Raw genomic sequence first — 14,316 nt, 5'->3', positions numbered from 1 at the left:
GCCCCTTAAATCCACAACTTCTTGAAGTCACGACCGCCGAAGATCAGGTTGACCATCGCGCGGGTCACCATGATGGCCGTGAACATCGAGGTAAAGATCCCGAGGGACATGGTCACTGCGAAGCCTTTGACGGGGCCTGTGCCCATCGCAAAGAGAATCCCGCCGACCAACAATGTTGTCAGGTTGGCGTCGAGAATCGCGGTGAATGCCCGGCCGAAGCCTTCGTTGATGGCCCGTTGTACGGTCATGCCCGCCGCGATCTCTTCACGTATCCGCGAGAAGATCAGCACGTTGGCGTCGACCGCCATACCCATGGTCAATACGATACCGGCGATACCCGGCAGGGTCAGCGTTGCCCCCAGCAGCGACATCAAGGCCAGCAACAACACCATGTTCACCGCCAGCGCGACGGTGGCGATGATGCCGAAGAAGCGGTAGATGGCGATGATGAACAGCGAGACAAACAGCATGCCCCACAGCGATGCATCGATACCTTTGGTGATGTTGTCGGCACCCAGGCTCGGGCCAATGGTGCGCTCTTCAGCGAAGTACATCGGGGCCGCCAGACCACCGGCACGCAACAGCAGCGCCAGTTCGGACGACTCACCCTGACCATTCAGGCCAGTGATGCGGAACTGAGCACCCAGCGGCGACTGGATGGTCGCCAGGCTGATGATCTTCTTCTCTTCTTTAAACGTTTGAACCGCGACGTCTTTCTCGACGCCGTTAACCACTTGCTTGACGTAAGTGGTCACCGGGCGCTGCTCGATGAAGATCACCGCCATGCTGCGACCGACGTTGCTGCGAGTCGCACGGCTCATCAGCTCGCCACCGTGGCCATCCAGACGGATGTTCACTTCTGGCGTGCCGTGCTCGCCGAAACCGGCCTTGGCGTCGGTTACCTGGTCACCGGTGATGATCAAGCCACGCTCGATCTGCGCCGGCGGACGCTTGCCTTCACGGAATTCAAAGGTTTCGGAGGTGGCTTTCGAAGCACCCGGCTCAGCCGCCAGACGGAACTCAAGGTTGGCCGTCTTGCCGAGGATACGCTTGGCTTCTGCGGTGTCTTGTACGCCCGGCAGCTCAACCACGATGCGGTTGGCGCCCTGACGCTGAACGATCGGTTCGGCAACACCCAGCTCGTTGACGCGGTTACGTACCGTGGTCAAGTTCTGCTTGATGGAGTATTCGCGGATTTCCGCCAGCTTGGCCGGGGTCATCGCCAGACGCAGCACCGCCTGGCCATTGAGGTCAGCCGGAACAATGTCGAAATCGTTGAAGTTCTTGCGGATCAGTGCACGGGCTTGTTCGCGGGATGCTTCATCACTGAAACCCAGCTGAATGGCACCGCCCAGTTGCGGCAGGCTGCGATAGCGCAGTTTCTCTTTACGCAACAGGCTCTTCACATCGCCTTCGTAGACTTTCAGGCGGGCGTCGAGGGCTTTGTCCATGTCCACTTCCAGCAGGAAGTGCACACCACCGGACAAGTCCAGACCCAGCTTCATCGGGTGCGCGCCCAGGCTGCGCAGCCATTGCGGGGTGGTTTGCGCCAGGTTCAGTGCAACGACGTAGTCATCACCCAATGCCTTGCGCACGACGTCTTTGGCCGGCAGCTGGTCTTCAGCCTTGGTCAGGCGAATCAGACCGCCCTTGCCGTTCGCTGCCAGGGTGGCAGCCTTGACGTTGATCCCGGATTCCTTGAGCGCTGTGCTCACACGATCCAGATCAGCCTGATTGACCAACAGTGCAGTGCTTGCACCGCTGACCTGAATGGCCGGGTCATCAGGATATAAATTGGGAGCGGAATAAATCAGACCGACCGCCAGCACCGCCAGGATCAGAATGTATTTCCACAGAGGGTATTTGTTCAGCATCACGCCGCCCGCTTATGACGCGGGGCGCCTTGCGCGCCCCGTCGATTGAGTAGAAGTTGAAACTTAGATCGCTTTTAGCGTGCCTTTTGGCAGCGTGGCGGCAATGGCGCCTTTCTGGAATTTCATTTCGACAGTGTCGGAAACTTCCAGAACAACGAAATCGTCTGCCACTTTAGTGATCTTGCCGGCGATACCACCGGTGGTCACAACTTCATCGCCTTTTTGCAGGCTGCCGAGCAAGTTCTTCTGCTCTTTGGCGCGTTTGGCCTGTGGACGCCAGATCATCAGGTAGAAGATGACCAGGAAGCCGACCAGGAAAATCCACTCAAAGCCGCCGCCCATCGGGCCTGCAGCAGCAGGTGCAGCAGCATCGGCCATGGCATTAGAGATAAAAAAGCTCATTTAGCACTCCAGTTGCAAATGTTGAATCTTGGGGTCAGAAAACTCAGTCCAAAGGCGGAACAGGTAACCCGCGTTTGGCGTAGAAGGCATCGACAAAGGCGGCCAATGTACCCTGTTGAATAGACTCGCGCAAACCAGCCATAAGCACCTGGTAATGGCGCAAATTGTGGATGGTATTCAACATGCTACCCAACATTTCACCGCACTTGTCCAGATGGTGCAGATAAGCACGGGAGAAGTTCTGGCAGGTGTAGCAATCGCAGGTCGGATCGAGCGGCGAATCATCATGGCGATGGAACGCGTTACGGATCTTCAGCACGCCTGTGTCAATGAACAGATGCCCATTGCGGGCATTGCGGGTTGGCATCACGCAATCGAACATGTCCACACCGCGGCGCACACCCTCAACCAGATCTTCCGGTTTGCCAACGCCCATAAGGTAACGAGGTTTGTCAGCCGGCATCATGCCCGGCAGGTAATCCAGCACCTTGATCATCTCGTGCTTGGGCTCGCCCACCGACAGACCACCGATGGCCAGGCCGTCGAAGCCAATCTTGTCGAGGCCTTCCAGGGAGCGCATGCGCAAATCCTGGTGCATGCCGCCCTGCACAATGCCGAACAACGCCGCCGTGTTATCGCCATGGGCGTTTTTCGAACGCTGGGCCCAGCGCAACGACAGCTCCATGGACACACGAGCGACGTCTTCATCGGCCGGGTACGGGGTGCATTCGTCGAAAATCATCACGATGTCCGAGCCCAGGTCACGCTGGACCTGCATCGACTCTTCCGGGCCCATGAACACTTTGGCGCCGTCGACCGGGGAGGCGAAGGTCACGCCCTCCTCCTTGATCTTGCGCATGGCGCCGAGGCTGAACACTTGGAAACCGCCGGAGTCTGTAAGAATCGGGCCTTTCCACTGCATGAAATCGTGAAGGTCGCCGTGCTTCTTGATCACTTCGGTGCCAGGACGCAGCCACAAGTGGAAGGTGTTGCCCAGAATGATTTCCGCGCCGGTGGCGGTGATATCCCGCGGCAACATGCCCTTGACCGTGCCGTACGTGCCCACCGGCATAAAGGCCGGGGTTTCTACCGTACCGCGTGGGAAGGTCAAACGACCGCGACGAGCCTTGCCGTCAGTGGCCAGCAGTTCAAACGACATACGACTCATACAGTGTCCTCAGGGCCCGATTCTTTAGGGGCAGTCGGCGCAGGATTACGGGTGATAAACATCGCATCACCGTAGCTGAAAAAGCGGTAACCATGCTCCACCGCTGCTTTATAGGCAGCCATGGCTTCGGGATAACCGGCGAACGCCGAAACCAGCATCAACAGCGTGGATTCGGGCAAATGAAAGTTGGTGACCAAGGCATCGACCACATGAAACGGCCGGCCCGGGTAGATAAAGATATCGGTGTCGCCACTGAACGGCTTGAGCACGCCATCGCGCGCGGCGCTTTCCAGGGAACGCACGCTGGTGGTCCCCACCGCCACCACGCGACCACCGCGAGCGCGACAGGCTTCGACGGCATCGACCACGTCCTGGCTGACTTCCAGCCATTCGCTGTGCATGTGGTGGTCTTCGAGCTTCTCGACACGCACCGGCTGGAAGGTGCCAGCACCGACGTGCAAGGTCACGAACGCCGTCTCGACGCCCTTGGCGGCAATCGCCTCCATCAGCGGCTGATCGAAATGCAGCCCCGCCGTCGGCGCCGCCACCGCACCCAGGCGCTCGGCGTAGACCGTCTGATAACGCTCGCGGTCCGAGCCTTCATCCGGGCGGTCTATATAAGGCGGCAACGGCATGTGCCCGACGCGATCAAGCAGCGGCAACACCTCTTCGGCGAACCCCAGCTCGAACAACGCATCGTGACGCGCCAGCATTTCAGCCTCGCCACCGCCGTCGATCAGGATCTTCGACCCAGGCTTGGGCGACTTGCTGGAACGCACATGCGCCAGCACGCGATGACTGTCGAGCACCCGCTCCACCAGGATTTCCAGCTTGCCGCCGGAAGCCTTCTGGCCAAACAGCCGCGCCGGAATCACCCGGGTATTGTTGAACACCATCAAATCGCCAGGGCGCAAATGCTCCAGCAAATCAGTGAATTGACGGTGTGCCAGGGCGCCGCTGACCCCATCCAGGGTCAACAGGCGACTGTTGCGACGCTCGGCCAAAGGGTGGCGAGCAATCAGCGAATCAGGGAGTTCGAAAGTAAAGTCAGCAACGCGCATGATGGGGTGTCGTCTAGCAGGGGCCGGAAGTCTAGCCGAAATAGTGAAAATTCTCTATGTACCTGATTGACCGACGGTAATCTCATCTCTATACTTCGCCGCCATTGAGCCCTGATGGCGGAATTGGTAGACGCGGCGGATTCAAAATCCGTTTTCGCAAGAAGTGGGAGTTCGAGTCTCCCTCGGGGCACCAAAATTAAGAAAGGTCTTGCTTTGCAAGGCCTTTTTTTTCGCCTGCAAAAAAGCACATGACGCCCCACCGACCTGTAGGAGCCGGCTTGCTGGCGATGCTTTTGACCTTCTCGCTCTCGGCGGGTACGACAATTCCCAAGGATTCACCCATGGAACTGCTGCTGGAAACTGTTGCTCTGTTCTGCCTCAAGCTGGCTTACGAGACTGAAGATTCAAGCCCGATTCTGCGGGATGATCTGATGATGAGTGATTATGAGCGGGAGGTGTTTGGGTTGCTGGTGCGGCGGCGGGATGTCGAGATGATCCACAGTAAAGTGGATGAATGCCTGAAGTTGGCGCTGAACGCTATCGGCGGTGCGGACACAGTCTTGGGCCGCGAGCTGTATAGATTGACGGCAGATTTCAGTGCTGCGCAGGCGATGGAGCAGCTTGATGCCCCACTTATCGCGCTCAAGGATTATCTGAAAGACATTCTTTAATTGATCGAATCACACTCAATCCAACCCTACCTTGAGCATTCCCACACTCCGCATGTGAATGTATTCCGGGACGCACTCGATTGGATATTGGCCTAAGCTTCCAGCGGGTTTAGCCACATGGCTGCATTACCCGGTATAGATGATCTGACCGAACAACAATTTCTGAAGCGTGCGGCGGAAACGCTGACACCGGCCGCACAGCGCATACGACAGAAAATGCGGGGACTGCCCCTTGTATCCCTATCATCTTTTTCCCATGCACGTGACGCCTCCCCCGCATAGACTAAATAACAGATAACCGATCGACTTTCTTACAATGGTCAGCAAGACGGCTCAGCGATGGAAAATATAAAAAATAAACAGCTGAAGGTCTTACACCCCAAACTTTAGGAAATACAACATAGACAGACTTATTGACTAGACGCTGCTCAAGCTCTGCCGCTTTCCAACAGCGATAAGAATTGGTTTTCTCCCGCACATCAGATACGCCCCACTTAACATCGGAGACAGGAACTGTCACCACTAATCCTTTGGCGTATAACGCGCAGAAACTAGACGAGCACTCCATCAACCTGTAACGCGCAAAGTCACCTTCTGGTCCCAACACACCAACTAATGGAGAATTTTTAAACTCTCCACGTAGATCTCTTTCAGCTTGCTGCTTACCTACAGAATCGAAAGGTGCCAAAATCAAAAACAGCAAGAACGCAACAGCAAACATACAAAAAAACAAAATATAAAAAGGCATAAACACCAAAGCAAAACATTTGAAAAACTCTTCGATGCAGAATAGAACTCGGGGGGACCATCTATACGCAGGGCGCCAAGCATTGAGCCTACTCATCATACGCCGAACAAAAAATCGATATAACAACAAACCAAAAACCAACAACAAGAAAAGCACCACCAAAGCTTGACAGTGCTTTTCAAAAATCCGTTGAGCACCATTTAAACCTTCTAATGATGCATAGATTAGCGCCATGGTCGCTGTAGAAAATGTTTCGTAAACATCCATCGGGAACATGGTTGGCTTTAAATGAAAATAAAAAAGATAACCCTCATAGTAAACCTTTCCAGCCATATAAAATAACGGTGCTAAAACCGCAAAAAATACAGATAGAATTTTTATTAAACCTCCACCACCTTTGCCCTTCTTAACCACTGCTGATTCAGTTTCATTTACCATTATCACCCCCCAAAATATTGTTACCAATCAAGTGCTATCTTGACTTTACAGAGCACACTAAAAGCCGAGCACTGCCAACTCAACAACATAACCACGAAGAAAAAATTCGCCCCAAATTTTATTGCAGAAAAAGAGTCTGCACGATAACCTCGGTGCATCGCTGCAAATTAAGTGACAGGGTGTAAGAGTCCGCAACAATCAAGGCAAGAAGCGCCCCAAAACCTATCGCGGCGTTTTTTTTCGTCTGCGATATGGCTTTATGACGGCTGTGCGTGGGAGACCTTCGGGTCTACCGGTTGCCTTGATTGCCGGATTCTCACCCCGCGCACGGGCTGTCACCCAAGCCCGTGAAAAGACTCGTGGCAGCCCCTCAAGGACGTTGACCATGACTAGAACAAGTCCGTAATTTGGCCTCCCTCTACGCAACTCCCAATTGCGTCACGCCCCACCGCTCCCCCTCTCCCACCACCTCTCCGTCATCGGAGGTGGCCAATAACCGATCAACCAAAACTCAAAACCATCGTATGGGATCCATAAACCACACCTACCGTATAACCGTAATATGAAATCAGGTGTCCGAGTCGGATACATGTTCCACTTGTGTTCTTTTCCCAAACAACTGGTCGGCTATCTGCCGACCTCGCTCCAGCCCTTCAGCCGTCAACCAAATCGATTTGTTCTTGTTTACAGGATTACTGATGAAACCATGTTCATGCAATCGGTTCATGGTCTCGAAGTCGAACCCTTTCCAAGCATTGCCGTTATCAAAACTAAAGGTTGCCAACAGGGCAAGCACAGCCTCTTCAATCAGTTTATCGTCGTATTCCATGATCGTTGCTCCGCTCATGTTCTTTAAATTCCACCAGCCATCAAGATTAGCGCGTTTAACTACGCGATACCGGCGAGCAGCTCAAGGGTAGGAAAGCTTCGTGATCATCAAACAGTGCGCTGCGGATTGTTGTCAGGCCATTCAGAGAGTGCTGTAGGGATATTCCCTTCGATACCTGATGCTAGTTTTTCCAGAGAAAGCGCTGAGCAAAGAGCTTATGAACGTTGCAGTAATGAGGCCTGCACGCTACCCTTCCACCGTCGCTGCAAATTCAGCGACCGGGTGTGGAAACCCGCGTAATTCAAGGCGCAACAGCGCCCCCATCACGTTTGCCGGCGCTTTTTTTATGCCGGCGGCGTGAGTTATGGCGGCTGTGCGTGGGACGTCTTCGGGCGTGCCGGTTTCCTTGATTCCCGGTTTTCCACCCTGCGCACAGCTGTCACCCATTCGTGTGGAAACGAACGTGGCAGCTCCTCATATCAAGGAGTCTGATAATGCGCAGCATGAATCCGTACAAAATTTGGCTTTTCCCTCTACGCAATTCCCAATCGCGTAACACCCTCCCCGGCCGCCTCTCCCTCATCGGAGGTGGCAAATGACCGAACAACCCGAACTCAAAACCATCGGCCTTACACCCGCGATCTACTGTGGGGATCAAGCGCTGTTCCATGTCACTCGCAACGTCCCACTCGGCGATGCATTGGGCATGGCGTCTGACTTTCTCTTCCTCGCAAAGAAGCTAACCAAAGATGCGGCTTATGACAAAGACACGGATTACCACGCCTGGGCCGCGCATTATTTGACGGCGATGAGTAAGGCGGTGGTGGATGATGCGGTGAAGGTACTGACGCGGGATCGGGACAATGAGCTAGCGGCCAAGCGGGCGGGGGCTAAGGCTGAGGGATAGCGGATAACTAGATGGGACGCTGTCTGGCATTCGAGTGATGCATGACACTTGTAGGAGCGAGCTTGCTCGCGAAGATGGGGGGCATTCTGCGGGTCAGCAGGTGCCTTGCTTTTTTCGCGAGCGAGCTCGCTCCTACAGGGCTTTGTGGTTCAGTTCAGCTTTTTGTGGTGGCTGCTCTGGCGCTTTCGCGGGCAAGCCCGCTCCCACATTGGATTGCATTTAGCTAGCTGGAGCCCCGAGTTTTCGGGGCTTTTTAGTATTCAGCTCAGAGCAGATGTTGGGAGATCAGCTTTGAGACTTCCACCATCGATGTCCTGCCGGTGAATTCGAATTTCACCTTTCCCAACGACGAGAAATAGATCTCCAATTCGGAGTCCAGGTCGAACGTGCCTGAGGTTTCTACCGAGTACGCGACGATGTTTTTATACGGCAACGAGGTGAAGTCTTTTTTGCTGCCGGTGAGGCCTTGGACGTTGACGGCGATGATGCGTTTGTTGGTAAACACTACTCCGTCGCGCATGGATTTGTAGGCGTCGATGACGTGTTCGCCTTCGATCAACAGGTCGGATACGCGTTCGGCGTATTCGTTGTTTTGCTTGAGTTTGAAGAATCCCTTGTTGTTGAAATCAATCATCGGTCTTTCCCTCCTTTTCAAATGAATAGCTTGAGTATGACTTGATAGCCAGCCCCCACACCACCGGCGGAAAATCAACGCATCTGCTCCCTAGAATTACCCACCGATCTGATGCTTCTTCTAACCTGCAATGCTTGCTATACATCACTCATCGACAAGCCCGAAGGGCATTACGCCAGTGAGTGAACGCCCCGCGCCGCACTCATCTAGACTTAATGGAGAGTCGTAGGCAGAACCGAACACGTCGCTTTGGTGCAGTTTGATCAATAGCAGCGTGGCAAGCTGCCCTTTATGCCCAGTAGAGGTGCGACGAAGATCGTGCCGGGCACAACAAGATGCCCGCTCAGGGTGCCCTGGCCGACGGCCTGAAATTGCCACGATTCCGTGACGTGGTGTGAGTGCCGCAGCCGACACTTTCGGACGACCGACAACCCTCTGGTTTGTCCGTGACCGTGAGGAATGCTGTATGCCTGATGAGATGTTGCACGTGCCTTTGGTCAACAACCTGCTGGAGCGCCACAAGGGCTCCCCGGGTGCACTGTTGCCCATCCTTCATGATATTCAGGAACGCATCGGTTACATCCCCGATGTGGCCGTCCCCGAAATTGCCCACGCCCTCAATCAGAGTCAGGCCGAGATTCGCGGGGTGATCAGCTTTTACCATGACTTCCGTACCGCGCCGCCGGCCCGGCATATCCTGCGTCTGTGCCGCGCCGAGTCGTGCACGAGTCGCGGTGCCGAGCAGTTGGCGGCGCAGTTGCGCGAGCGCCTGCAACTGGATGATCACGGCAGCAGTGCCGATGGCAGCATCAGTTTACGGCCGGTTTATTGCCTCGGTGCCTGCGCCTGTTCGCCGGCCCTGGAGTTGGACGGCAAGGTGCATGCGCGGCTCAGCGCCGAGCGTCTGGATGCCCTACTTGATGCTTGTCGGGAGGACGTATGAGCCTCTACTTACCTAGTGACTCCCTGGCCCGTGCCGTGGGTGCCGATGAGGTGGCGGTCGCCCTTATCACTCAGTCTCAGGAGCGCAATCTACCGCTGGAGTTGCAACGCACCAGTTCGCGCGGCTTGTACTGGCTGGAACCGCTGCTGGAAGTGGACAGCCCGCAAGGCCGAATCGGCTTCGGCCCGCTGACCGCTGACGATGTGCCGTCGGTACTCGAAGCCCTGCGTGGCGATCCGTCTGCTCATCCTCTGGCCTTGGGCCTGGTGGAAGAGTTTCCGTATCTGAAGACTCAACAACGCCTGCTGTTCGCCCGCGCCGGCATTACCCGACCGTTGTCGCTGGACGATTACCGGGCCCACGGCGGTTTCGAGGGGTTAACAAGAGCCGTCGCCATTGGCGGTGAGCAGACTGCGGCCGCTGGGGTCGGTTCAGGCCTGCGGGGCCGGGGCGGCGCGGCGGTCCCCCCCGGGATCAAATGGCGCACGGTACGCGCTACCGAGGCTGCGCAGAAATACATCGTATGCAACGCCGACGAAGGCGACTCCGGCACCTTTGCCGATCGCATGTTAATGGAAGGCGACCCCTTCCTCCTGATTGAAGGCATGGCCATTGCCGGCATCACCGTCGGCGCCACCTACGGCTACATCTATGTGCGCTCGGAATATCCGGATGCCGTGGCCACACTGCGCCAGGCGCTGAACATCGCCCGGACCGCCGGTTACCTCGGCGCCAATGTCGGCGGCAGCGGTCAGGCCTTCGATATGGAAGTGCGCGTCGGTGCCGGTGCTTACATCTGCGGTGAGGAAACCGCGCTGCTGGACTCGCTCGAAGGCAAGCGCGGGATCGTCCGCGCCAAGCCGCCGATCCCCGCCTTGAAGGGGCTGTTCGGCCAGCCGACGCTGGTGCACAACGTACTGACGCTGGCCTCGGTGCCGCTGATTCTGGCCAAGGGTGCGCAGTTCTATCGTGATTACGGCATGGGCCGCTCGTTGGGCACCATGCCTTTCCAACTGGCGGGCAATATTCGTCATGGCGGACTGGTGGAACGGGCCTTTGGCCTGACCCTGCGCGAACTGGTGGAAGACTACGGCGGCGGAACCGCCAGTGGCCGACCGCTGAAGGCTGCACAGGTCGGTGGTCCGCTCGGTGCCTGGGTGCCGCCGTCGCAATTCGACACGCCGCTGGATTACGAAGCCTTCGCCGGTATCGGCGCGATGCTCGGTCACGGTGGTGTGGTGGTGGCTGACGACACGTTGGACATGGCTCAGATGGCGCGTTTCGCGATGGCGTTCTGCGCCGAGGAATCCTGTGGCAAATGCACGCCGTGCCGCATCGGCTCAACCCGTGGCGTCGAGGTGATCGACCGAATGCTGGCCGCATCGGACCAGAGCGGTCGCGATGAGCAGGCGATCATCCTCAAGGACCTGTGCGACACGATGCAATACGGTTCGCTGTGCGCGTTGGGTGGCATGGCCCCCTTTCCTGTCGTCAGCGCCCTCAAGCACTTCCCCGCCGACTTCGGTCTGCAAGCCTCGGAGGCCGAGCAATGATTACTCTCTTCGACCCGAAAACCGAAATCGATCTCGGCACCCCGGCCCGCGACAGTCAGGTGCAAGTCACCTTGAACATCGACGGCCGCAGCATCAGCGTGCCCGAAGGCACTTCAGTGATGCGCGCCGCCGCGTTGCTGGGCACCACCATTCCGAAATTGTGCGCCACCGACAGCCTCGAAGCCTTCGGCTCCTGCCGCATGTGTCTGGTGGAGATCGACGGCATGCGCGGCTACCCGGCGTCCTGCACCACACCGGTCACTGAAGGCATGAGCGTGCACACGCAAACGCCGAAGCTCGCCACGTTGCGGCGCAACGTCATGGAACTGTACATCTCCGATCACCCGCTGGATTGCCTGACCTGCTCGGCCAACGGCAACTGCGAACTGCAAACCGTCGCCGGTCAGGTCGGCCTGCGCGAGGTGCGTTACGGCTATGAAGGCGACAACCATCTGGCTGACGTCAAGGACACGTCCAACCCCTATTTCGATTACGACCCGAGCAAGTGCATCGTCTGCAACCGCTGCGTGCGCGCCTGCGAAGAAACCCAGGGCACCTTTGCCCTGACCATCACCGGGCGCGGGTTTGAGTCCCGGGTTGCGGCGGCCGGTGGTGAGAATTTCCTCGATTCGGAATGCGTGTCCTGCGGCGCCTGTGTGCAAGCTTGTCCTACCGCGACCCTGATGGAAAAAAGCGTGGTCGAACTCGGTCAACCCGAACGCAGCGTAATCACCACCTGTGCCTATTGCGGCGTGGGCTGCTCATTCCGCGCCGAGATGAAAGGCGACAAGCTGGTGCGCATGGTTCCCGACAAGAACGGCCACGCCAACCACGGCCACTCCTGCGTCAAAGGACGCTTTGCCTGGGGCTACGCCACTCACCCGGATCGCATCACCAAACCGATGATCCGCAAACACATCAGCGATCCGTGGCAGGAAGTCAGCTGGGACGAAGCGGTGACCTACGCCGCCAGCGAATTCCGCCGCTTGCAGCAAACCTACGGCCGCGACTCCATTGGTGGCATCACCTCCAGCCGCTGCACCAACGAAGAAACGTATCTGGTGCAAAAACTGGTGCGCGCCGCGTTCGGCAACAACAACGTCGACACCTGTGCGCGGGTCTGCCATTCGCCGACCGGCTATGGCTTGAAACAAACCTTGGGCGAGTCCGCCGGCACCCAGAGTTTCGACTCGGTGATGCAGGCCGACGTGATCCTGGTGATGGGCGCCAACCCCAGCGACGCCCACCCGGTGTTCGCCTCCCAACTCAAACGCCGCCTGCGCGAAGGCGCGCGGCTGATCGTGATCGATCCGCGCCGCATTGATCTGGTGGACTCGGTGCATGCCCGCGCCGAATACCATTTGGCCCTGCGCCCCGGCACCAACGTCGCCATGCTCAACGCCCTGGCCCACGTGATCGTCACCGAAGGCCTGCTCAATCAGGCCTTCATCGACGCCCGTTGCGAGGACGGTAATTTCGCCCACTGGAGCGAATTCGTCAGCCGCGCGGAGAACTCACCGGAAGTGCTTGGCGAGATCTGCGGCGTACCCGCTGCCGACATCCGTGCCGCTGCGCGCCTGTATGCCACCGGCGGCAATGCGGCGATCTATTACGGGTTGGGCGTTACCGAGCACAGCCAGGGCAGCACCGCCGTTATGGGCATCGCCAACCTGGCCATGGCCACGGGCAACATTGGTCGCGAAGGCGTGGGCGTGAACCCGCTGCGCGGGCAGAACAACGTTCAGGGCTCCTGCGACATGGGCTCCTTCCCTCACGAGTTGCCGGGTTACCGACACATTTCCAACGAAGTGGTACGGGCGCAGTTCGAACAGGCGTGGAATGTCACCCTGCAACCGGATCCGGGTCTGCGTATTCCCAATATGTTTGAGGCAGCCCTCGGTGGCAGCTTCAAAGGCTTGTATTGCCAGGGTGAAGATATCGCCCAGAGTGATCCGAATACCCAGCACGTCACCGCGGCGTTGTCGGCGATGGAGTGCGTGGTGGTGCAGGATATTTTCCTCAACGAAACCGCCAAGTTCGCCCACGTGTTCCTGCCGGGCAGCTCGTTCCTGGAAAAAGACGGCACCTTCACCAACGCCGAGCGACGCATCTCGCGAGTGCGCAAAGTCATGGAACCGCTGGGCGGCAAGGCCGACTGGGAAGGCACCGTAGCCCTGGCCAACGCCCTGGGTTACCCGATGAACTACCGGCATCCGTCGGAAATCATGGATGAAATCGCCAGCCTGACGCCGACGTTCACCAACGTCAGCTACGCCGAACTGGACCGCCACGGCAGCCTGCAATGGCCGTGCAACGCCGCGGCACCGGACGGCACGCCGACCATGCACATCGAGGAATTCGTGCGCGGCAAGGGGCGCTTCATGCTCACCGGCTATGTGCCCACCGAGGAAAAGGTCAACAATCGCTACCCGCTGCTGCTGACCACCGGGCGCATCCTCAGCCAGTACAACGTCGGCGCCCAGACCCGGCGTACCGACAACGTTGCGTGGCACGACGAAGACCGCCTGGAAATCCACCCGAGCGACGCCGAGAGCCGTGGTATCAACGAAGGTGACTGGGTCGGCATCGGCAGCCGTGCCGGGCAGACCGTACTGCGCGCGCGGGTCACCGAACGGGTTGCCCCGGGCGTGGTGTACACCACGTTCCACTTTCCTGAATCGGGGGCCAACGTGATCACCACCGACAACTCCGACTGGGCCACCAACTGTCCGGAGTACAAGGTCACGGCGGTGGAAGTCAGCCGCGTCTACCACCCTTCCGAGTGGCAAAAACGCTTCCAGGCCTTCAGTGACGAACAGCACCGTCTGCTGAAGGACCGCCGTCAGGCGAAAGCGGAGGTACGCCGATGAGCACGGCCAACCTGATCAAAATGGTCAACCAGATCGCCCAATACTTCGCCAATGAACCGGATCAGCAACAGGCCGTGCTCAGCGTGCGTAATCATCTGCAGATGTTCTGGACGCCCGGCATGCGCAAAGAGTTGCTGGCGTGGCAGACGGAGCATCACGGCGAAGACTTGCACCCGTTGGCGCAGGCGGCGGTCAGCGGAGCGGGATGGGAGGCTTAA

General features: G+C 57.7%; 13 protein-coding genes and 1 tRNA gene. 7 read left to right on the top strand and 7 right to left on the bottom strand.

The annotated features are described in order from the left end of the window. Positions 1 to 5 precede the first annotated feature (5 nt). The 4 genes from secD to queA form a co-directional block, all read right to left on the bottom strand. Positions 6 to 1,874, bottom strand: a complete 1,869-nt coding sequence (secD, locus tag AEQ67_RS08190; protein ID WP_059403375.1) for a protein translocase subunit SecD — start codon at positions 1,872 to 1,874, stop codon at positions 6 to 8. Positions 1,875 to 1,937: 63 nt separating this feature from the next. Beyond that, the gene (yajC, locus tag AEQ67_RS08185; RefSeq protein WP_003185175.1) at positions 1,938 to 2,276 is read right to left on the bottom strand and encodes a preprotein translocase subunit YajC; all 339 of its coding nucleotides are present in this window, start codon (positions 2,274 to 2,276) and stop codon (positions 1,938 to 1,940) included. Positions 2,277 to 2,319: 43 nt separating this feature from the next. Beyond that, on the bottom strand, positions 2,320 to 3,435 hold the full coding sequence (gene tgt, locus AEQ67_RS08180) for a tRNA guanosine(34) transglycosylase Tgt (RefSeq protein ID WP_161807460.1): 1,116 nt from the start codon (positions 3,433 to 3,435) through the stop codon (positions 2,320 to 2,322). A gap of 5 nt (positions 3,436 to 3,440) precedes the next feature. Further along, positions 3,441 to 4,505: a tRNA preQ1(34) S-adenosylmethionine ribosyltransferase-isomerase QueA gene (queA, locus tag AEQ67_RS08175; protein WP_059403373.1), complete on the bottom strand. Its 1,065-nt coding sequence runs from the start codon at positions 4,503 to 4,505 to the stop codon at positions 3,441 to 3,443. Positions 4,506 to 4,613: 108 nt separating this feature from the next. On the opposite strand from queA, the gene AEQ67_RS08170 reads away from it, so the two are divergent. Further along, positions 4,614 to 4,698 (top strand) — tRNA-Leu (locus AEQ67_RS08170). Between the two features lie 148 nt (positions 4,699 to 4,846). Then, positions 4,847 to 5,176: a hypothetical protein gene (locus AEQ67_RS08165; RefSeq protein WP_059403372.1), complete on the top strand. Its 330-nt coding sequence runs from the start codon at positions 4,847 to 4,849 to the stop codon at positions 5,174 to 5,176. A gap of 283 nt (positions 5,177 to 5,459) precedes the next feature. On the opposite strand, the gene AEQ67_RS34855 is transcribed toward AEQ67_RS08165, so the two are convergent. Next, positions 5,460 to 6,362 carry a hypothetical protein gene (locus AEQ67_RS34855; protein WP_152974810.1) on the bottom strand — a complete coding sequence of 301 codons (903 nt, stop codon included), beginning with the start codon at positions 6,360 to 6,362 and terminating at the stop codon, positions 5,460 to 5,462. 568 nt (positions 6,363 to 6,930) lie between these two features. Beyond that, entirely contained in the window at positions 6,931 to 7,191 is a 261-nt protein-coding gene (locus tag AEQ67_RS08160; RefSeq protein WP_059403419.1) for a DUF6429 family protein, read from the bottom strand. Positions 7,192 to 7,786: 595 nt separating this feature from the next. On the opposite strand from AEQ67_RS08160, the gene AEQ67_RS08150 reads away from it, so the two are divergent. Next, a complete protein-coding gene (locus AEQ67_RS08150) occupies positions 7,787 to 8,098 on the top strand; it encodes a DUF3077 domain-containing protein (protein WP_059403370.1) in 312 nt (103 codons plus the stop codon). A gap of 265 nt (positions 8,099 to 8,363) precedes the next feature. On the opposite strand, the gene AEQ67_RS08145 is transcribed toward AEQ67_RS08150, so the two are convergent. Continuing rightward, positions 8,364 to 8,732 (bottom strand): PH domain-containing protein, encoded by a 369-nt coding sequence (locus AEQ67_RS08145; protein WP_059403369.1) that lies wholly within the window; start codon positions 8,730 to 8,732, stop codon positions 8,364 to 8,366. Between the two features lie 466 nt (positions 8,733 to 9,198). On the opposite strand from AEQ67_RS08145, the gene AEQ67_RS08140 reads away from it, so the two are divergent. From AEQ67_RS08140 to AEQ67_RS08125, 4 genes are read left to right on the top strand one after another with little or no spacing between them, the layout of a single operon-like run. Continuing rightward, a complete protein-coding gene (locus tag AEQ67_RS08140) occupies positions 9,199 to 9,675 on the top strand; it encodes a formate dehydrogenase subunit gamma (RefSeq protein ID WP_059403368.1) in 477 nt (158 codons plus the stop codon). After that, entirely contained in the window at positions 9,672 to 11,228 is a 1,557-nt protein-coding gene (locus tag AEQ67_RS08135) for a formate dehydrogenase beta subunit (RefSeq protein ID WP_059403367.1), read from the top strand. Before AEQ67_RS08140 ends, AEQ67_RS08135 begins: the two co-directional genes overlap by 4 nt. Beyond that, positions 11,225 to 14,098 (top strand): formate dehydrogenase subunit alpha, encoded by a 2,874-nt coding sequence (gene fdhF / locus AEQ67_RS08130; RefSeq protein ID WP_059403366.1) that lies wholly within the window; start codon positions 11,225 to 11,227, stop codon positions 14,096 to 14,098. The genes AEQ67_RS08135 and fdhF overlap by 4 nt, the downstream gene beginning before the upstream one ends. After that, positions 14,095 to 14,316 (top strand): formate dehydrogenase subunit delta, encoded by a 222-nt coding sequence (locus AEQ67_RS08125; protein WP_059403365.1) that lies wholly within the window; start codon positions 14,095 to 14,097, stop codon positions 14,314 to 14,316. The genes fdhF and AEQ67_RS08125 overlap by 4 nt, the downstream gene beginning before the upstream one ends.

Source organism: Pseudomonas sp. RIT-PI-q (genome assembly GCF_001297125.1).
GTDB lineage: Bacteria > Pseudomonadota > Gammaproteobacteria > Pseudomonadales > Pseudomonadaceae > Aquipseudomonas.
The sequence above is the reverse complement of the archived record's forward strand: the minus strand, read 5'-3'. Positions and strand labels throughout refer to the sequence as shown.